Annotated in this window: 11 protein-coding genes; 6 read left to right on the top strand and 5 right to left on the bottom strand. The window is 48.5% G+C overall.

The window, feature by feature from the left end; genetic code table 11:
* Positions 1–112 precede the first annotated feature (112 nt).
* Positions 113–2,710 carry an AAA-like domain-containing protein gene (locus tag AM1_RS21475; RefSeq protein ID WP_049783764.1) on the bottom strand — a complete coding sequence of 866 codons (2,598 nt, stop codon included), beginning with the start codon at positions 2,708–2,710 and terminating at the stop codon, positions 113–115.
* On the bottom strand, positions 2,697–4,025 hold the full coding sequence (locus AM1_RS21470) for an AAA-like domain-containing protein (protein ID WP_012164993.1): 1,329 nt from the start codon (positions 4,023–4,025) through the stop codon (positions 2,697–2,699). The genes AM1_RS21475 and AM1_RS21470 overlap by 14 nt, the downstream gene beginning before the upstream one ends.
* 515 nt (positions 4,026–4,540) lie before the next feature.
* Between AM1_RS21470 and AM1_RS21465 the strand changes: the two genes are divergently transcribed.
* The 3 genes from AM1_RS21465 (at position 4,541) to AM1_RS21455 (ending at position 11,353) form a co-directional block, all read left to right on the top strand.
* Positions 4,541–4,966: an endonuclease domain-containing protein gene (locus tag AM1_RS21465; RefSeq protein ID WP_012164991.1), complete on the top strand. Its 426-nt coding sequence runs from the start codon at positions 4,541–4,543 to the stop codon at positions 4,964–4,966.
* Positions 4,967–5,201: 235 nt separating this feature from the next.
* Positions 5,202–6,527 carry a glycosyltransferase family protein gene (locus AM1_RS21460; RefSeq protein ID WP_012164990.1) on the top strand — a complete coding sequence of 442 codons (1,326 nt, stop codon included), beginning with the start codon at positions 5,202–5,204 and terminating at the stop codon, positions 6,525–6,527.
* Positions 6,524–11,353 carry a WD40 domain-containing protein gene (locus AM1_RS21455; protein WP_012164989.1) on the top strand — a complete coding sequence of 1,610 codons (4,830 nt, stop codon included), beginning with the start codon at positions 6,524–6,526 and terminating at the stop codon, positions 11,351–11,353. The genes AM1_RS21460 and AM1_RS21455 overlap by 4 nt, the downstream gene beginning before the upstream one ends.
* 225 nt (positions 11,354–11,578) lie before the next feature.
* Here the strand turns inward: AM1_RS21455 and AM1_RS21450 are convergent, their stop codons facing one another.
* Positions 11,579–12,412, bottom strand: coding sequence for a sulfurtransferase (locus AM1_RS21450; RefSeq protein WP_012164988.1), 834 nt, complete (start codon positions 12,410–12,412; stop codon positions 11,579–11,581).
* A 93-nt stretch (positions 12,413–12,505) separates the two neighbouring features.
* Here AM1_RS21450 and AM1_RS21445 point away from each other — a divergent pair, with 93 nt between their 5' ends.
* The 3 genes from AM1_RS21445 (at position 12,506) to AM1_RS21435 (ending at position 14,438) form a co-directional block, all read left to right on the top strand.
* Positions 12,506–13,207: a helix-turn-helix domain-containing protein gene (locus tag AM1_RS21445; RefSeq protein WP_012164987.1), complete on the top strand. Its 702-nt coding sequence runs from the start codon at positions 12,506–12,508 to the stop codon at positions 13,205–13,207.
* Positions 13,208–13,268: 61 nt separating this feature from the next.
* Positions 13,269–13,751, top strand: a complete 483-nt coding sequence (locus AM1_RS21440) for an ester cyclase (RefSeq protein ID WP_012164986.1) — start codon at positions 13,269–13,271, stop codon at positions 13,749–13,751.
* A 255-nt stretch (positions 13,752–14,006) separates the two neighbouring features.
* Positions 14,007–14,438, top strand: a complete 432-nt coding sequence (locus AM1_RS21435) for a pentapeptide repeat-containing protein (RefSeq protein WP_012164985.1) — start codon at positions 14,007–14,009, stop codon at positions 14,436–14,438.
* Positions 14,439–14,572: 134 nt separating this feature from the next.
* Here the strand turns inward: AM1_RS21435 and AM1_RS43270 are convergent, their stop codons facing one another.
* The gene (locus AM1_RS43270; RefSeq protein ID WP_238549035.1) at positions 14,573–17,632 is read right to left on the bottom strand and encodes a DUF4347 domain-containing protein; all 3,060 of its coding nucleotides are present in this window, start codon (positions 17,630–17,632) and stop codon (positions 14,573–14,575) included.
* 412 nt (positions 17,633–18,044) lie between these two features.
* A complete protein-coding gene (locus AM1_RS21425; RefSeq protein WP_012164983.1) occupies positions 18,045–20,504 on the bottom strand; it encodes a DUF11 domain-containing protein in 2,460 nt (819 codons plus the stop codon).
* Between the last annotated feature and the right edge of the window lie 31 nt (positions 20,505–20,535).

Here is a 20,535-nt window from a genome sequence, read left to right as displayed (position 1 = left end):
TTGTACCCCTAGATTAAATTTGTCGCTATGCAGTTTTTTGGGCGTTGCGATATCGGTGAATAAATCAAGCCATAATGTCTTTAATTTTGGGAAGAGTTGCCTGAAGAAATTTCTAGGAACACACTTTATTCGCCTGAGTGTCGCTAAGGGCTTTGAGGGTTTGACATCCTTCCTTGAGGAGTTGTTCGAGGGATTTAATGGGCCATTGATGGACATCTCCCATCACAGTTCCTACCAAGAGCATTTGTTGATCGGGAGTAAAGCTAAGACTGGTGACCGGGCGGCGGCTTTGCCATTGGGAAAAAATTCTGCCGTTGCGATCGCGAATCTGTACCGTGCCATCCCAACCGCTAATCGCTAGCCACTGGCCATCAGGGCTAAAGCGAATTTGAGTGATACGACCTTGTCCGTATCGCCATCGTTGGGGAGGGGCATTGGGGTTATCGAGATCCCAAAATCGAATAATGCCATCTTCGCCCGCAGAAACCAGAACCTGGCTATCAGGGCTGATATCTAGACTCCAAATCCAGCCGCTATGTCCATTCCATGCTTTTTGAAGGTCTAGGGATTGAACCTCATCCGAGTTGGGACAGGTAGCTCCTACGCACAGTTTCCAGAGTTGGATCGCCCCATCTTCTCCAGCAGAGGCCAGCCATTTACCATCGGGGCTAAAGCGAATATCTTTGACGGGGCCTTGGTGCTTTTGCGAGGTCTGAAAGCGCTGCGTTCCCTCTAAATCCCAAATACGAACGGTGCCATCCCAACCTGCTGTGGCCAGATACTGCCCATTTGGGCTAAAGCGGGTACTCCAAACGGCATCTTGTCCAGTATTCCAATGCTGGAGGGCCTGCCCAGTGGCGGACCAGAGGCGAACAGTGCCGTTGAGGGAGGCAGTGACCACTTGATCCGTTTGGGGATTAAAGTCCGTGCTGATCACCATCTCTGCATCGGGGTGAATAAGGCGCTGTTGACGATTGTTCTGTAACAGTCGGACCGAATTGCCCCAACCGGAGACAGCAATGGTTTTGCCATCCGGGCTGATATCTAAATCCCAGATCGCCTCTTCTTTCAGGGTCTGTAGATTCCAGCGATCCTCTTTGTTCTGCTTAGAGTCTAGCCGTTCTTGGTCCTTTAGGAGCTGCTGCAGATCCAGTAAGGGAGTGGTCGTGGGATAGCTTACAATTGGCTCCCCCTGCACCAGGTCGCGGAGTTTCTGTCCCGCTTGAATAGCTAGAGCCAGAGCCTCCGTTTGATTTTGATTGCGCTTTGCCCGAGCCACTTGTTTATGAAGGGTTGTCATCGTAGTTAGGGTCTGCTGGTTTTGATCCGCCAGCCAGCGATCACTGCCCCAGAGCAGACCACCGATCAATAACCCTCCCAAACCGATAGCCGTCAGTAAGTTTCGCAGAAAAATATTGCGCTGGAGTTTTTCTCGCTCAGCTTTGACCTGGCTGAGGCGAATAAAGTCATAGTCCTGATCGCTGAGGCTTTTGCCCACGGCCCAGTTGAGGGCTTGTTTTAGCGCTTTTCCTTTTAGGAGCTTGTCCGCCTGGGCGTTGGACTGTTCCCATTCATTAAACGCAGCGGCGTAGGGGCGGAGTTCTTGGAGGGTAGTCTCGATCCACTGTTGGTTAAATATTTGACCATAGATGCGGTTATAGACTTGGAGGGTGCCCTCTTGATCTTTCACCAGCCCCGACAGGCGCAGCTCAATTTGTTCAGGGCTGCTTTTCGTGGTGACGGTGCTATTGCAAACTTTCTGGTAAAGCCCTAGGAGTTGGACCGATTTGTGGTCGTTTAAGAGGATGCGATCGCAAATTGTTCTTAGGTGTACTGGCTCATCATGGGACTCCCAATTCTCCAGAATCTGGGTGTGAACCACTTGCTCTACGGTGGTCTCTGGATCGCCCCGCAGGGATACTTCCATCAGTTGACAGAGCTTTTGGGTCAGAAACGGCTGTCCCCCCGTCCACTCCAAAATGTCATGGAGCACCTGTTCTGGGTGTTGCACCTTACCGCGAAAGCCCTGGGCCAATGGCAGGGCTTCCTGGAGCTGAAACCCTTCTAGATAGATGGCTTTGCCAATATTAAAGGGGGTGCGCTCATGGTCCTGCATCAGGGCAGAGGGGGTGGCTACGCCCAATAGGGCAAAGGTAAGGCGGCGATAGGCGGGCTGATCTACCCGCTGATTGTAGAAGAACCGAATCAGAGCCAGAAAGTCATCAGCGGACACGTTTTGACTCAGGATCAGATCGATTTCATCGATAAAAACAACGATATTTTGCGAAATCGTCGGCAGTAAAACCTGTTCGATAAAGGTATGCAACCGCTGTACCGGAGTCGCCGGGTCCTGCTGCTTCCACCAGGCTCGCCAGTTGAGATCGAGCTGGCAGTCACTAACTAGGGCTTTGATCATGCCGCCGTACCATTTTTCTGGGGTAATGCCCTGGGTGCCAAACCCAGTCAGATCAATAGCGGCACAAACAACCCCCTCCTGCCGCAGCTGATGCATGGTCTGCACCCGCAAACTGGATTTACCCATCTGGCGAGAATTCAGTACGTAGCAGAACTCGCCGCTTTGCAGATGGTTATAGAAGGTCAAATCGCTGGTTCGGGTGACATAGCTGGGAGCTGAAGCGGGTAGGCTGCCCCCGACTTGATACCGATAGTCCGGTTGCGCTTCCCCCAACCCTACCTTATGGGATCGCATCTCGGCTTAACTCTCGCTGGAAGTACTGCTGATAGAGACTACAGGAGGGCAACACCAGATTACCCTTGAGCTTGACTAAGCCTAGACTTTGCAGATGATAAATCTGGAGGGAATTGAGTTCTATGCCTGTGGGTGAATTTGCGATCGCACGATACGCAGCCGTTAAATCCTGGGATTGGAGTAATTCTTCCCTTAACCGGAGCAGGTGATTAAAGTAAATGTCCGTTTCTTGGTCTGAGGTCCCCAGAATCTCCTGAAAAGTCTTGCGCTCAACGGCCCCTTTATAGAGAGCTAAATGAATCAGATAGGGATGCCCACCGACTCTGCCCTGTAAACTTTCTACTTCTGATGGCTGCCACTGCAGGTCATAGCGCGCCGCTAAGGATTGAACTTGTTCGATCTCAAAGGGGTTTAGGGTAATGGGCTCCCCTACATTCGTCAGGGGAGAATGGTTGATATCGAGAGACACATAGTCTTCCGTAGCATGGGTGATCACCAGTCGCACTTTTTCCCAGATTGCCGAACTCTTGGACTTCTCATGCCAGCTTCTCAGCATCCTCAGAACATCCCCCGCCACTTCGGGGTAAGGGAAAATCTGCTCTACGCTATCAAGGGCCAAGACGAGAGGCGCTTCTATATTCGGAAGCAGATAGTCTTCAAAATACTGGCTGCAGTTATCAATACTGGTGAGTAGCTCCGTATCCCAATAGTCATCCAGCTGATTGTCTAACCCGAGTTGACGCCCCATCTGGAAACAGAACCAGCGCAGAAAGCGTTCTAAGTTATTGATGGAGGCTTGACTCGCCCACTGAAAATCCAGGTATAGGGTCTGGAGAGGATGGGCCTCAGCCGTTTTCAAGATCCGATTGACTAAGGAGGTTTTGCCCATGCCTTTGGCCGCCTTAATGCGGATTAATGTCCCTGGATGGGTGATGATTTGGCAGCAGTGACGTTCTACTTCAGATCGGTTGATATAAAAGGAAGAATTTAAAGGGACGGGTCCTTCTGGATAGGGGCGATAGGCGGTTTGTTTTTCCGGTGATGGCTGGCGTTGATACAAACGTTCCAGGGCGACTCTCAAATTGGACTTACTCACTTTTTCGTCCAATGCTCGCGTTAGTTTTGCCCAGAGGGCGGGGGCAATATCACCGGCAATATAGCGATTGGAGTAGTCGAGCTTTTCGGCCATTTCTTCGTAGGTGAGACCTGCGAGGCAGGCGTCCAGGACATCGACTTCGATGGTTCTCAGGTATTCGTTATCGCACTTAAAAATGGCCTCGGTTGCAGCGTCGATCAGCTGTTCAGGCTGTATCACAGCATTTCCACTCCTCTAGACCTCGTACTTTTCTGCAAGCTCAGTCAATCTGTGATTCGCTTGCATTGAGCTACTCTCAGTGTGGAGGACAAGCGCTGTTGCCGCAATCGGATTTTTTCAGGTATTTCTGGAAGAAATAACGCGCAATATATGTTTTGAAATCACTTTGGAGAAGATGTGATTGATATTCCAGGTTTGTGACCAAAAATCAGAATTGACAGCCGATGTATTGAGCTATCCCTTTATTTATAAATTTTCTAGCGTGATCGCATTGTCTGGGGTTAAGCACTTTTTTGTGTCATATTACGCCAATGTTGGTTGGCGCTTGAGTGTAATGCTCTCCTCAGTGCAGTACAAAACTTAAAGCCATCACCCTCTGCCGTCATCATGAGCGGTGTTGAGAAGTTGTTTTGGAAGCTCCGTTAAACCCTGCATCCGCCCCCTAAATCCCCCATTCTGGGGGACTTTGAGATTTATGATTATCCTAGATGGGAAACAGGGTTGGGGGTAACACGATGCGAGAGAAACAGACACAACACCACCGCATTCGCGGCACAACCCCAGCCGTCGTTGCCGCCGCGCGACAACTAAGACTCAATCTAACGCCAGCAGAACAAAAGCTGTGGAAAGCACTGCAAAAACGTCAACTCAGCGGCCTGAAATTCCGGTGTCAACACGCCATTGGTTCGTTCATTGTCGATTTTTACTGTCCCCAATGCCGATTAGTGATTGAGCTAGACGGCGACATCCACAATCAGCAGGTGGAATATGATGAAGCCCGTACCGAACAGCTCAACCAGCTGGGTTACCGAGTGATCCGATTCCATAACTCAGACGTTATGCACCACCTCGATCATGTACTTCAGCAAATCCGACAGGCGAGCGAGCAAAGCATTGATAGACACTCAAAGTCCCCCAGAATGGGGGATTTAGGGGGCTAATGCAGCATAATTAGAACTATTGACTAGAAAAATATTGGATCTAGTCGTGAGGGTTCGTGATTTCCTTCACAACATACCCCTAGCTAGCTCACAAAAGTGTTGTCCTGTACTAAAAATACTCTCTTGCTGATTTATGGAGATTTTGTGAACAAGGCATCTATAACCTTGTAAATTTTTCAGTCTTCTGTACTTACTTTTGGCATGATGAAAGCAAATTGTATTGCCAGTGAGAACCATGGTTTTGAATGTCGGGCAGTTGTTTCGGGCTTGTAATCCCAGCAAAACCCTAAATTATGGGGATGCAAAGGACCGTGCCTGCTATATCGATTTTGCTGCGGTGCGGGGGAACGATGTGGTGAAAGAACTCCGGCGCACCATTAACTTGTCTGGGGATGATGCCACCTGTCAATTATTTACGGGACATATTGGTTGCGGGAAGTCCACGGAATTATCCCGTCTGAAACAGGAATTGGAAGACTTAAACTATCATGTGGTTTTTTTCGAATCCTCTGAAGAGTTAGATCTGGCCGATGTGGATATCAGTGATATTTTGCTGGTGATTGCCCGTCAAATCACCCAAAGTTTGGCCCAGGCTGATATTTGCCTTGAACCTACACGCTTCCAGAAAATTCTGCACGGTGCGGTTGATTTACTCAACTCAGAAGTGACTGGCCTGAAATTAAATATTCCAGCCCTGGATAGCAAGGTAGGAATGAGCCATAAGGATGGTGAATATTCCCTGGCCTTTGGGATTGGCGAATTGACGACGAAGTCTCGGGATAGTAAAGAAGTTCGCTCACTGTTGCGCAGTCATTTGGAACCTAGGGTGAATACCATCTTAGAAGCCATTAATACTGAAATTATGGTGCCAGCAAAAACTCAACTGCAACAGCAAGGGAAAGCGGGTCTCGTCGTGATTGTGGATAATCTGGACCGGATTGACAATCTGGAAAAGCTGCCCAATCGTTCTCAACCTGAATATTTATTTGTGGATCGGGGTGAGCAACTAAAGCAACTTACTTGTCACGTTATCTATACAATTCCCTTAGTTCTTGCCTTTTCCAACGAGAAAGAACGGCTATCCAATCGGTTTGGTTCAGATCCTCAACTGCTGCCGATGGTGCGTGTGCAGAATCGAGATCAGAGTAGCTGCGAGGCCGGGATGGCAGCGCTAAAACAAATGATTTTAGTACGAGCTGGACAAGACCAGTTATCAGAACTGTTTGATTCGGAAGCGACTTTAGAACGCCTTTGCCAAACCAGTGGGGGACATGTGCGCAACTTACTGGTGTTAATGCATGGCTGCCTAAAGAAAGATGACCCCCCGGTGTCGAGCAAGTTGCTAGAGCAAGTGATTAGCCAACGTCGTTATGATTTGAGCAAACCCATTACTGCTGACGAATGGGAGTTGTTGCGCCAGGTTAGAGAGAGTAAAGCTGTCCGAGGTGAAGATGCCTATCAAACCCTGCTGCGCAGCTTGTTTGTCTTTGAATATCGGGATGAAGAGCAGTCTTGGTTTGATATCAATCCCATCCTGACGGATGCTGAGGAGCTGCGGTGAGTTTAGAGTTTGATTGGTCCCAAATTGATTTAGGGATTTATGCTCAACCCTTGCGGGAGATGAGCCGCATCCTGCAGTTTTCTCAAGGTGAATTTACGCTGGTTCTGGCGATCTGTAATTCCGTTAGCCTGCGTAGATTACTGGTGCAAGAATTACGAACTGAGCACTCCAGTAGTTTTGAACTCGCCATATTGCCAAAGGATGAGGAGCGCTTGCTGCAATTTATCTTGCAACAAGCCCGCAAGACTTCTCCTCCGGCGCTGATGGTCGAGGGATTGGAAGAACATACCAGCGTAGAAGAGCTATTGACGGCGACCAACGTTGTCCGGGAAGAATTCCGTCAATTTGATTTTCCCCTTGTACTTTGGCTAACGGATGAAAGTTTGCAAATAATGATTCGGTTAGCGTCAGACTTATTTAGCTGGGCTGATACGATCTCTTTTCCCTTACCGATTGAGCCCCTCTACGACTCGGTAGAAACGGTTGCAGACCAGATTTTGGCACAGGATTTGCACCAGCAAGGAACCGTTGATGACACGGTGAAGGGCAGTCAGAAGAACGAACTAAGGCTAATCCTCAATGATTTGGCGGAACGGAGATCGCAGCTATCTGCGGAACAAATTGCCACTGTCGATTTAGTCCAGGGCTATTGGGCAGTATCAACAGGTGATCGGGAGAGCGCAAAAACCTGTTTTGAGTCTGTTCTGGGCTATCGAAAAGCCCATGGAAGTGAGGCAGCCTACCAGTCCGGGGAAATCGGCATTCTCTACTTTCGTATGGCTCGATGTGCCGCTGATCCAAGCCTGTATTGGTGGCGAAATCGCTGGGATTGGCGTCAAGCCCAAGAGCTGATGGAATTAAGCCTAGGGGCCTTTGAACAGGGGCAGCGCCAGGATTTAGTCGCCAGATTTATGGGGGACTTATGTGAAATCCTGCGTCAACAGGCTAAATGGGATGAACTGCAAAAGATCACCCAACAAGCCCTAACATTTCACCAGACCAAAGCATTTATTGCAGAGTCTCAGCAGCTTAATGTTGGAGCAGCGGAGGGTAGGACGCAAATCACCGCCAGGAAAACTTATCCTGAAATTTATCTGGCTCGTGACTATGGGTATCTGGCAGAGGTTGCCTTGCATTGTCAACAATGGGACCAGGCTGTGCAGCATTCTCAAAAGGCGCTAGAAATCCTAGAGCAAGCCGATATTCAGCACGTTCCTCGCCAAGCTCTCTATCGCTTATTGTTAGCCAAAGCTTACCAGCATCAAGGTAACTTGGAATCTGCAATCGCGAGCTTGGAATTATGTGAGGAAAGCGATCCGCAGCGTGACCCGCAATTGCAGATTGATATTTGCGATTGTTTAGCCCAGCTTTACCGCCAGAAAGGGAATGTTGTGAGAGCATTCCAGTTTGAGCAGCAAAAACGATGGATTCAATATCAATATAAATTTGTACCGTTTTCAATGCGATTGTTGTACGCGATTCAACATTCTGATGAATTCGAGTTCAAATTACCAGCGTTACGGGCAACGACCCAAATTTTTGATCCGATACCAACTGAAAACCAACCCTTAGAGTCTTTGGAACGTCAAGTGACTTCAGCCGGGCGATTGCAAGATTTGGAAGCAGTTATTCGGCTGATTTTGCGTTCTGATATCCGTTTAATGGTTCTTTATGGCCAGTCTGGTGTGGGTAAAAGCTCCTTAATTCGATCAAGTCTGTTGCCAAAGCTGAGGCAGCAGCGGATCGAAACTCAACGTATTGCGCCCATTCTGATCAATCGCTACACCGATTGGCAAAGTGTAGCAATTCACGGCTTAGAATCGTTTGCGGAAGAGGAAAGCCTAGCTTCCGTTATGGCTACATCGGTTACTTCGGATGCAGAACAAGCTGATGATCAAAAAGAAAGCTTCGCGGGATTAGTTAATAGACTGGTGGCACTAAGCAAAGGAAATTGCCAGGTCCTGTTGATATTTGACCAATTTGAAGAATTTTTCTTTGCCACGACGTTAGCCATTCGTGAGCAATTTTGGGCTTTTCTACGACATTGTATGGATTCTGATGCCCTACATCATGTCAAAATATCGCTGTCCTTGCGGGAGGACTATCTCCATACACTGTTGGAGTGTGAGCGGTTAGAGGCGAATAACGAGACCAGTGCTGATGCCTTACAAAATATTTTAAGTCCCCGTCACCGCTACTATCTGGGAAATTTTTCGGTTCAGCGGGCCAAAAAAATTATCTATGAATTAAGTCAGGAGACTCAATTTCAACTAGAGGAACAATTAGTTCAGGAGCTAGTTGAAGACTTAGCGACTGAAGGAGAAGTCCGCCCTGTTGAACTCCAAGTAATTGGGACTCAGCTACAGGAAGAAGGGATTGAGACCCTAGAAGCCTATCAACGCCAAGGTGATAAAAATACTTTCGTTGATCGCTTTCTAAGATCGGTGGTGTCTGCATGTGGCGACGCTGATGCTCAGAAACTTGCCGACTTAATTCTATTTTCTTTAACGGATGCTAAGGGCACTCGTCCCCTGCTGACTCGATCCGAGTTGTTGAATGCGATTCAACCATTGGGGAATGGGGTAGAAAAAGATGAATCGCGGTGGCAGCAAGTCTCGACAATCTTATTAAAGTCAGGTGTTGTACTAGAGCTGCAAGATCAAGATCATATTCGGTACCAGCTTTTTCATGACTTTATCGCTGCGTTTATCCGGGAAACCCAACGACCTCTGATGGTTCAACTAGAGGAAGAGCGTGAACGTCGGCAGGGTGCGGAAACAAAGCAGTTACGACAGGCAAGGTTTGCTGCTGTCGGTTTAGGTGGATTAGCAGTTCTGGCAATCATTGCTGGAGGAATTGCGCTGTCCATGCGACAAGCTGCGATAAAAGGGCAACAAGCTGCGCTTAGAGGAGAAAAGAATGCTCAGGTAGTGGCATCCAGCTTCGCGATGCTGAACTATAAAGCGGCATTTTTTGAGAAAGATGCGGTGATTGAAGCTGTCAAAACGGGTCAAAGACTCCAGTCAGAGGATCTTGATGGCGTTGTGACTATGCAAGCATTAGCTGCTATGCGAGACGTTATCTATGGGGTGCGTGAGCAAGAGCGCTTATTGGGCCACAGTTCTGCGGTCAGGAGTGTGACCTATAGCCCAGATGGCAAAACCATCGCCTCGGCCAGTGATGACAAGACAGTGAAGTTGTGGAGCGCCGATGGCAAGGAATTACAGACCCTCAAAGGACACAGTGATTTGGTCAATAGTGTGACCTATAGCCCGGATGGCAAAACCATTGCCACAGCCAGTAATGATGCAACGGTGAAGCTGTGGAGCGCCGATGGCAAGGAATTACAGACCCTCAAAGGACACAGTGATTTGGTCAATAGTGTGACCTATAGCCCAGATAGCAAAACCATTGCCACAGCCAGTGATGACAATACGGTGAAGCTGTGGAGCGCCGATGGTAAGGAGTTACAGACCCTCAAAGGACACAGTGCTCCGGTTAGGAGTGTGACCTATAGCCCGGATGGCAAAACCATTGCCACAGCCAGTTCTGACGGCACGGTGAAGCTGTGGAGTGCCGATGGCAAGGAATTACAGACCCTCAAAGGACACAGTGCTCCGGTTAGGAGTGTGACCTATAGCCCGGATGGCAAAACCATTGCCACAGCCAGTTCTGACGGCACGGTGAAGCTGTGGATACTGGACGTTGAGAAATTATTGAATATTGCTTGTCACTGGCTTGACGATTATTTGATCCGAGAACCTTTACTGCTTAGAGATCTGGATGTTTGTCTTAGACTTAAGCCTGCACTAAGAGCTAAGGCTATACCTGCTTTACTTGAGCAGGCTGAAATAGCGGCAAAACAAGGTCAAATCACAACAGCGGTTGATTTGTTTAATCTAGCGAAAAAATGGGGGGCATCACTAGACTATGATCCTTATACAAAAGCAAAATTACTTGACCAAGAAAGCTTTCAAATTCGGGATGGCATCAGTCAACTAACTGTTGAAGCTCTGGTCTTGAGTGTGACCTATAGCCCGGATGGCAAAATCATTGCCACAGCCAGTGATAACGGCACGGTGAAGCTGTGGAGCGCCGATGGTAAGGAGTTACGGACCCTCAAAGGACACAATGCTGCGGTCTGGGGTGTAACCTATAGCCCGGATGGCAAAACCATTGCTACAGCCAGTGATGACGGCACGGTGAAGCTGTGGAGCGCTGATGGCAAGGAGGTACAAACCCTCAAAGGACACAGTGGTTCAGTTAGGAGTGTGACCTATAGCCCGGATGGCAAAACCATTGCCACAGCCAGTTTTGACGGCACGGTGAAGCTGTGGAGCGCCGATGGCAAGGAATTACAGACCCTCAAAGGACACAGTGCTGTAACCTATAGCCCGGATGGCAAAACCATTGCCACAGCCAGTAATTATGAAACGGTGAAGCTGTGGAGCGCCGATGGCAAGGAATTACAGACCCTCAAAGGACACAGTGCTCCGGTTAGGAGTGTGACCTATAGCCCGGATGGCAAAACCATTGCCACAGCCAGTGATGACCAGACAGTGACGCTGTGGAGCACCGATGGCAAGGAATTACAGACCCTCAAAGGACACAGTGCTCCGGTTAGGAGTGTGACCTATAGCCCGGATGGCAAAACCATTGCCACAGCCAGTAATGATGAAACGGTGAAGCTGTGGAGCGCCGATGGCAAGGAGTTACAAACCCTCAAAGGACACAGTAATCGGGTCTTGAGTGTAACCTATAGCCCAGATGGCAACACCATCGCCACGGCCAGCTCCGACCGGACGGTGAAGCTGTGGGAGCCTTAAAGCATGAAACTTTCTGTGATATTTTTGATGGCTCTTTAGTAAGAACAATTTTCAATCAAAGTCCCTAAGCCTAAAATTACTGGTTGGGCAAGTGTTTTCTTTAAGATTGCACTCATCTCAATTTGTACTCCCCTTTCTTGGATAACCAACGAATGGTTGGTATCGTCCCAGATCGATATAGAGCTGATTGAAACAATGCTAGCCATTCAAACTCCCAAAGTACTTTCATCCTTGATCAATGGGAACGTTGGGTAATCGACTCCACTCTTGCCAAGAGCCATCATAATTCCGAACTTGGGGATAGCCCAACAGATAGGTCAAAACAAACCAAATATAGGCAGATCGCCCACCAATGGCACAGTAGGGAAATATCTCCTTTTCGGGTGTAATCCCTTGCTGCTGAAAAAGTGTATGTAACTCATCCGCTGACTTGAATGTGCCATCCTCATTCAACGTTTCGGCATGGTCCAGATGCACTGCACCCGGAATATGGCCTCCCACTTCATCCCCTTGGGGTGGCTCCATCAGGTATAACTCACCCGTATATTCAGCCTCTGTTCTCACATCTAGCAGGATTTGATCGGGTCTCTCTAGCGCAGCCAATACTTCGGCAGACAAAACTCGTAAATTAGCATCCGGTCCTTGCACCCGATACTCCGTAGCTGGGAAAGTAGAAAGCTCTGAAACTACCGCTCCTCCTTGAGCGATCCATTGCTGATATCCCCCGTTAAGCACCACAATATTTGGATGACCAAAGAGCCGAAATAGCCAAAATAGAAAGGCCCCCGTGCCAGGGTAGCTGCCATAAGCAACAACGGTTGTATGGGCATTAATCCCAGACTTGCCCAGCAATGCGCTAAAGGCGACTGGATCTAAATTGAGGGACAAGTCTGGCCTCATCAGTTCAGCGATCGGCCAAAAGACGGCACCTGGAATATGGGCATCGTTATAAGCCTCTGGATTCATATCCACTTCAAGAATGCGGAGATTGGAATCATTGAGATGTTCCATCAGCCATTGGGTATCCACTAAGACTTCGGGATGGGCGTATTGAGACATGGACGGTACTCCCGTGAAAAGAACTACCGCTAAGATTAGGGAAGTAGGCCACCCAGACCCAGTCCTCGATCGGGTACTCTTTGAGGCATTGTGATGATCACGATTCAAGCGTTATTTGCCGCCATTCATCAAGCCCCCACCGAACAGGCATTACGACAACAAGTCATTCCCCAACTGGGCCATTACTTTGCTAGTACACGGCAAGGGCTATTTTTCTTCGAGCAGCTTTCTGTCCTAGAGCCTCGACTGCAGAAAGTGATGGACCGCGCCCTCTCCCTTGACCATAATCCTGTGGTTCGATATATCACCGAGCGTCATGCGCCCGTTCACGAATCCTTAGTCACTTCCCCCAAAGTCTGGCGGATGATTTGCCCTCGTTTAGATCACTGGCATGTGATGGCTGGTCCATTGGTGAACCAAGGGCAGCTAGTGGGGGCCGTGGGGCTGACTCGGGAGCAAGCTAAACCTGCTTTTGATAGCCAAGACTTAGCAGATTTAAGCGCCATTTGCCTGCACCTGTCGACTTGGGTTGCTGCCGTTAAACACCAGGAAAATGCCCAGAAACAAGACTGCTTAACCCCCCGTGAGCTAGAAATTGCCGAGCTGGTGGCCTCGGGATTAACCAATGCGGCCATTGGTCGTGAACTGTGGATTACGGAAAATTCCGTTAAACAGGCCCTCAAGCGGATGTTTCGGAAGCTGGAGGTATCATCGCGAGCAGAGTTGGTTGCCCAGCTCTTTACGGTGACCCAACACAAGGCTGGCTCTAACCATCACCTCAGTCTTAAATCCTGAATCAGGCGTCAGCCTCGGGGCCATCGATTCCACCTTTTGCGTATCTATCCAGAGCAACCTTATGAGTGCCAATCACAATCAACAACGCGTCCTTGAGTTTTACGCTGCCTTTGATAACCGCCAGATCGATCAAGCTTTAGAGATGTTGGCTCCTAATTTTGTCGCCCATATGGTTGGCATGCCAGAACCCTTAAATGCCGAAGCCTTTAAAGCCTTTGGGATGAACTTTTATACCGCCTTTACCAATAGCCACCATCAGTTTGAACAAGTAATTGCAACGAATGATCAAGTGATTACCTGTGGGACGTTCCATGCCACCCATTTGGGAGAATTCCAAGGACTCCCACCGACGGGGAAACGGGTCAAGCTGGATGTGATGCATATTGACCGCCTAGAACAGGGGGAAATAGTCGAACATTGGGGGCAGGGAGACGCGTTGGGGTTAATGCAGCAATTGGGGATTGTGTTTCTACCGGGGCCAAAGTTAGTCCCAACGTTGTTGAAAGTTGGCATCTCAAAGGTGCTTAAAAGATTTTCCTCTTAGATATAGCCAACGGTTTAAAAAATTATTCGATTGTTAACGGATAAAAAACGGATATTTCCCCAATTAGGCAAATATTGAGGAATGTTATGACTGTGTTAAAAGTGTCAACATTTCCACCCCTCTCCCCCTCGCAATATGGGACGATTTAAATGTAAGGGTACGGACTTCTACCGTATCGCCAACTGGCACCTCTCTTCCGAATCATTTTAGCGATCGCAAACACCCAGGAAGAGTGATGCTAAAGGAGGATAAGCGATGAAACGCTCACTATTAGTGGCTTTTGCATTCCTCACACCCCTACTTTGGGCACGTCCAGTTCAGGCAGCAGATCCTGAACAGGTGCAGCAGCTCTTAGCAACCAATACTTGCCCAGGGTGTGATCTAACCAATGCCGATCTACGCCAAACTCACCTGATTGGCGCTGATTTGCGGAATGCGGATTTAACCGGGGCTCAATTACAAGAAGCGAATTTGGAAGGTGCTGATTTAACCGGGGCACGGCTAAAACAAGCCGATTTAACGGATGCTTTTCTCACCAATGCCAGCCTCAATCTCACCCACTTGGAGTCTGTGAACCTGACCCGAGCCCGCCTTTACAACGTCGAAGCACGGGGCGCGGTGATTGCTGATATCAATCTCACGGATGTCAAAATGTGGGGAACGCCAATTAGCGTCGGTGGAGAATAGGAGTCCCTAACAATCGCCAATTGAGCGGGTCATGACTCCAGTCAAGATGAGGTATGAGTTCTAAATCCCCTAGGATTTCACACCTATTAATTCAGCCTTTGCACCTCAATTAATAGGTGCGAAGTAGCAACGACCTACTTCACTCTGGCCCGAAACCGAACGGCGCCATAAGAAGTTGCCGGGGTACCTACACCCGTTGCTTGGGGCAAATCACCTAAGTTGACGACGATGGCACCGTTATCTTCTGTTTGGGCGGGGGCATTATCACAAACTGCGGGCAAGGTGGAACCCGGTGGATAATACTGAGCGGTATCTCCATCTGCATCGTTGGTAAATGAGAGAAGACTGCCGTTGTATTCGACTGCAATGCCCCGATTGGCTCCGACGCCTCCACTAGGTGCAGGGGGTACGGCGTTAAACGCATCAGGCACAAAGGTTTGGAAACTAGGAACTTTATCGCAGAATTGAACACCCACGGCCGTTGAAGTACCCGTTGATAGGAAATAGATGGTGTACTCAACTTCATCCCCTGGACGGGTTTGACCTCCATTGGTGGCCCCCAGTAAAAAGGTGCTTGGAGTGGGCCAGTATTCGGTATCCAAGGGAGTGGGCGCAGGGCTACCGAGGGTATTGTCATCGTACTCGTAGCTGGGGTCATCAACGTAAACATTGAGGTTAGTGCCCCCATTCTCTGTGAGGCCATTCACGCGGGTGATCCGCTTGACCAGTAACACATTGGGGTTGTTGGTTGCAGGTGGACAAAGTGAACGTAACAAGCTGGTCATATCGTCCGCTAAGTCGTCATAGCTATTAACTTCTACATAATCGGCAGAATTAGCATTATCCAGCGCAGCGTCAAATTGAGTGGTATTACTACCATCGGTTATATCCAAGAAATCATCGATATCTAAACTTTGGATACCAATTCCATAAATATGAGCACCCGCCTGCTTGAATTGCAACGCTTCATCGTTCGGGCTGCCTCCCGAATTGATGTTGCCATCAGCGAAGAAGAAAACGACATCAGGGCTGCCCGGTGATACCCCCAGGGAAATAGCCTGCTGGAATCCAGCTTCCCAATTGGTGGCGCCCCCACCAATATTGACATAGTTAGTATTGAGGGCGCTTTCAAAAGTAGGCAGATTAGCAGCCGTTACATCGGTATAACCGATCACTGTGGCACTTGTAGAGTCAAACCGGACAATACCTACCCGAGACGTAATATTGTTATCGACCAAGTAATTGAGCATTGCCATAACCGCATCTCGTTGTAATCGTCGCTCACTGAGACTCACGGAACCCGATTTATCCAAGATAAACATCATGTCACTGCTCACCTGGCAGAAGTTATTATCTATATCTGGATTGACTGGAGTTGTGATCGCAAGGGCATGATCTTCCACCTCACCATCCCTGGCAAATCCACCCGGAGTATTGGCATTAATACCCCCATCCGTCGTAATCCGGAAACGCGCATAGGTGGTCGTGCCCCCTGACATTCCGCTTACTCCAGCCCCCGACCAGGTTAAGGCTCCATCTGGTGAACTAATACCGTTCTGTACGGGTTGACTTGTATACTCATCGGAGTCAAAAGTACCATTGCCATCAAAATCAACCCAGGCGTGTAGGGTTGCTGGACCTCCCGTACTATTGGTGACGGAAAGACTCGATGCCTGAATCGAATAGGAGGTATCACTGGCATTGAGGGGGGCTAAGGTAACACCATCCTCATCATCAGAGCCATTGTTATCGTCTCCTAAAGCATCGGCTGAAGGAATAGGACCACTATCCCCATCCCTTGCAGTCCCGAGTCGAAGCGTAGTCACTGCAGTGCCAGCATGGGAAGGAACGCCATAAGTAGATGGCGCATCACTGAAATCGATCACTTGAATATCGGAAATATCAAAGGTCCAAGAGTTTTGGCGAGGGCAGCTTGCCCCGGAACAGTTGGCAGATCCCACATCATTACCAGCAACAATCGAAAAGTTAGTAACGGTATCCCCCAAGTAACTGTAAATTTCGTAGCGATCGTCCGTACCGATACCACTTTGCACATTGGAGGAATTAATAACTCGATGGCGGATTCCTCCTGCTAATGAGGCTGCGAGTTCCAAAAAAGTAGGGTCGTCGATAAAGACAGTTTCCGCGTTAATGACTTCTACAAATTCTCTAACAGAGTTAGCAGAGCCATTACCGTCAACGTCTTGGGCACTAAAAAAAACATTGGTCGCGGCTAAAGGAGTTGTTGTTCCCGCTTGAACGAGCTGAAAATCAAATCGGATAGAGGAGATGGCATTGGCTCCACCATCATGACGAATCACAGGTTGGAATCGCTCAGGGAAAGAGCCATTATCATCCAAGTTAGTGAGGGTTGCATTATTGATATTGCTAACCGTGACTAGGGCGTCAATACTTTGTCCACCCACAGTAGCGACATTTTGAAAGCGAAAAACGTCCGTTGTGGCAGGCTCTAAAGAAGGCGTTGGGTCATTGAAATTGAGAACGGTAACTTGCAAAACCTGATCGTAATTCGACAGGGCTAGTTGCTGAGAAATCCTATGGGGTTCTAGGTCACCCAACTGATACTCCAAGGTCCAATCTCCACCCTGGGTTGCATCACCTGTCAGATTATCTGAGGCAGCTATATCAGCGCCGGTTAAAGTGGCCAGGTCAGACACAAAGGCTTTCCCTTCCACAGTAGAGGCAACATGACAGCCATAGAGAAAGATATCTGCTGTTGGCGATAGCGCGGCTTGCCACGACTGAACTTGTTTGGCCCTATGGTTGAGAGTTGCGGGATTAACCCATGAGTTGCCTAGCTGCAATTGAGCTGAAGAGCCATGAGCCAGCAAATGTACTGATTTGAGATTTCGATAATTGCTGAGGATATCGCCAATCTGCTCCAATCCATCGCCAGTTGGGCTGAGATAGTGAACGGCTGCTTGACTGGGGATATTTTTTAGCAACGCATGGGAATTGGTGACACCCGCATCAATAATCACCACATCCGTTGCGCGAGCGGAATGAAGAGGATTTGAAGTTTGCTCCAAGTCAGTTTGGAGTAGGGTATGGGCAGAGACTTGATATTTCTGAGCGTGTGGGTATGTTTCCTTAGCCAGTAATGCTCCGCCATAGCCAACACTTTCCAAAGCCCCAGATAGAATAAGACCTGTCAGTATTTTCTTAAATGTCATTGAAGCGGGCAAGTATGGCTTAGAGAATTTGAGAAACATCATAAGTTACTGGATGTTGGCTAATATTGAACGACCTGAAACAAAGACAGCACGAGCTTTCTGAGAGGAAAATCCCAGAGTCTTCTTACCCCGAATCAGATCGCTCAGAGCATTAATCTTGATCCCTCAGTCGAGGTCCTAAGGCAGACTTTTTATAGCTATAGTTGACTATCCACAGCCATAGTCCGCATCTATAGCTATAGTTCACCTTTTGAATCGCATTTTTGCCATGGGTGAATAAAAAGCCCCACTCACTTTTGCCAAATGTGTGCCCAGTACAAACAAATAAACGAGGTATGAGTTCCGTTCATTGTTAGAACTCATGCCTCTGCATTTAGCTAAGTATTGGTTTTAGGGGCAAAGTTACAGAAGCCTACTTTACCTTGGCCCGGAATCGCAACGCGCCATAGGAGGCGGTTGGTGCTCCTGGAGCCGTTGATTCAGGGAGTGTGCCTAGGTCAAGCACCACAGCACCATTGTCTTCTGATTGAGCCGGGGCATTATTACAAGGGGCAGGAAGAGTTGAGCCAGGTGGATAATACTGAGCAGTATCTCCATCGGCATCATTGGTATAAGACAAAATGGTGCCGTTATACTCCACTTCAATCCCCCGATTGGCCCCGACACCTCCACTGGGCGCTGGCGTTACCGCGTTATAAGCATCCAGTACAAAACGTTGCAAAGCAGGGACTTTATCACAAAGCTGTACATCAATCGCATCCTTACCCCCCGTAGATAAGAAATAGATGGTGTACTCAACCTCATCTCCAGGTTTGACTTCACCCGCAGCAATCGCTCCTTTTAGATAGTCATCAGGGCCATTGGCTGCATCTGCATCTGGCCAGTGGGTGGTGTCATCCTGGTTTGGATCAGATTGTCCAGCAAAGGGGGGGATTTCGTCCACGTTATCGTCGTAAGGGCTATTGGCATCATCCACATAGTTCTCTAGGTTCACGGCACCATTGACTGTGCTGCCATTAATCCGCGTGATGCGTTTGACCAAGATCAGGTTGGGCGATGAGGCTTCAACCACATCTATATCCGTCGGATCATTCGGATCATTGGGAGTGGTGGGGTCATCACTGACCCCGGAGAATGGAATGCCAGAGAACTTACCGTTGTAGTCAATTGCGGCCTGGTTAGAAATGGTCGTAGGAAAGACGTTAATATCACCATCCACTTTCACTCTAAATTTGACCTGGACAGTATCGTTCTCTGCGATCGGTGTATTGGGGTCGTCAAAGGGAACTTCTCCGCCATTGGTCCCATTGGCTCCAATCCCTGTCCGGAAAACCACGCGGTTATTAACGCTATCAAATTCAGCCCGATCATTATCTGCGGTCCCATCTCCCATCGCCGCTGGAGTCGTCAGGGTCGGATCAGGATCGGTGGTAATGACCAGAGAGTTGGGTTCGTAAGACGTATGAGTGGGAATGTCATCCGTCAAAACAACGTCAGTCGCCGCATCATTCCCGGTATTTCGGTAAGTGATCGTGTATTCCAAAATATCACCGGGATTCAAATCGCCTCCGTTGATATCCGTCACTGTCTTGGTGAAGTTCTGGGTCAAGACGGGTTGAAAGACTTCAACACTGAAAAAGAAAGCGGTGGGATAGTAAAAATCCCCTGAACTGGTAAATCTCAGTCCTGCTTCTGTGGCGTTGTTTTGGATGACCGCATTGTTTGCCGCATCTTTTGCTTCCACAATATCAATATCCAGGGCCAGCAAATTGGGATAATCGGGATTCCGGGTAATGGGGCCGAGGGTCTTGCCATCAGGCGTGTTGACCGTTGTATTGGTTCCAATTCGCGTCTCAAATAAAGAAGCTGAACTGTTAAAGAAATTGGTCGTCGGGCTATTGGCATCGCTAATATTGACGAAAGGCTGGTCCGTTGCATCGCCATCGGAGTTGGCACCATCCCCATCAATCAAAAATTGGTCACCCGTTAGGCCTACATCTCCTTCACTGATAAACGCCCCGAATGCAGCTTCAAACGGCCCGGCATTTGGAGTTAGAAAACCACTGATTGTAGTATCAACGATATTATTTCCAACCTGAATAAAACCATCAAACACAGTCATACTTCGCAGTATTTCCGAATCATCTTGATAGACGACGATTAACGCCCAGCCACCATAGCGATCGCGACCTTTCCCCGTTTGAATATTGGCCCCAAAGTAAGTTCCACTCCCCCCTTGTTGCACCAAAGAAGTGACATTCGCAAAAGCACTATATCGGGTTGTATTGATCGTATCTAAGGTGCTTGCAGTGATAGTTTGATAGGTTGATGATCCGGGAATACGCAGTAACATTTCGTTCCGCTTGCTAGCATCGATAGCTGCTTCACCAGCAGGAATACCACCGCTTGCAGCGCCAGCTGAAGTTTCCCCAGCCCAATAAAGTCCTGCCCAGACGATATTAAAGCCAGGATTCGCGGTAGGGAAATTGTAAGTAACTGAAGAGGAGTTGAATGTTGAGCCATCACTATCAATGTCCACATAGTCCATCCAATAACCGTTGTTGGTGAAGTCGATGCCACTCCCTGTCGTCGCCTGTTGAGTCGCTGCACAAATATCTCTTCTGGGACCAATAGTCGAAGAACAGGTGGTAACCGGATTTCCGAAGATAGTGGTTCGCCCCCTAGCTTGAGTGCTAAAACGTGGGGAAAAGTTACGTTGGGCTAGTGCTGCGGAAGGAGCTACAAGAATACTGAATGCTGTAGCGGCAAACGTTGCAACGGGTAACCATTTTGCACTGCGTAGTGCATATTTTAATTTTTTGAGAGAATTTTGGCAATAGGAATTCTGGGTAAAACAATTGAATGAAAACATAATGCATTGAGGAACAGGAACAAAACACTCT

Origin of the sequence: Acaryochloris marina MBIC11017 (genome assembly GCF_000018105.1) — a bacterium.
Classification (GTDB): domain Bacteria; phylum Cyanobacteriota; class Cyanobacteriia; order Thermosynechococcales; family Thermosynechococcaceae; genus Acaryochloris; species Acaryochloris marina.
Note: the sequence above shows the minus strand (reverse complement) of the source record. Positions and strands in the feature narration are given on the sequence as shown.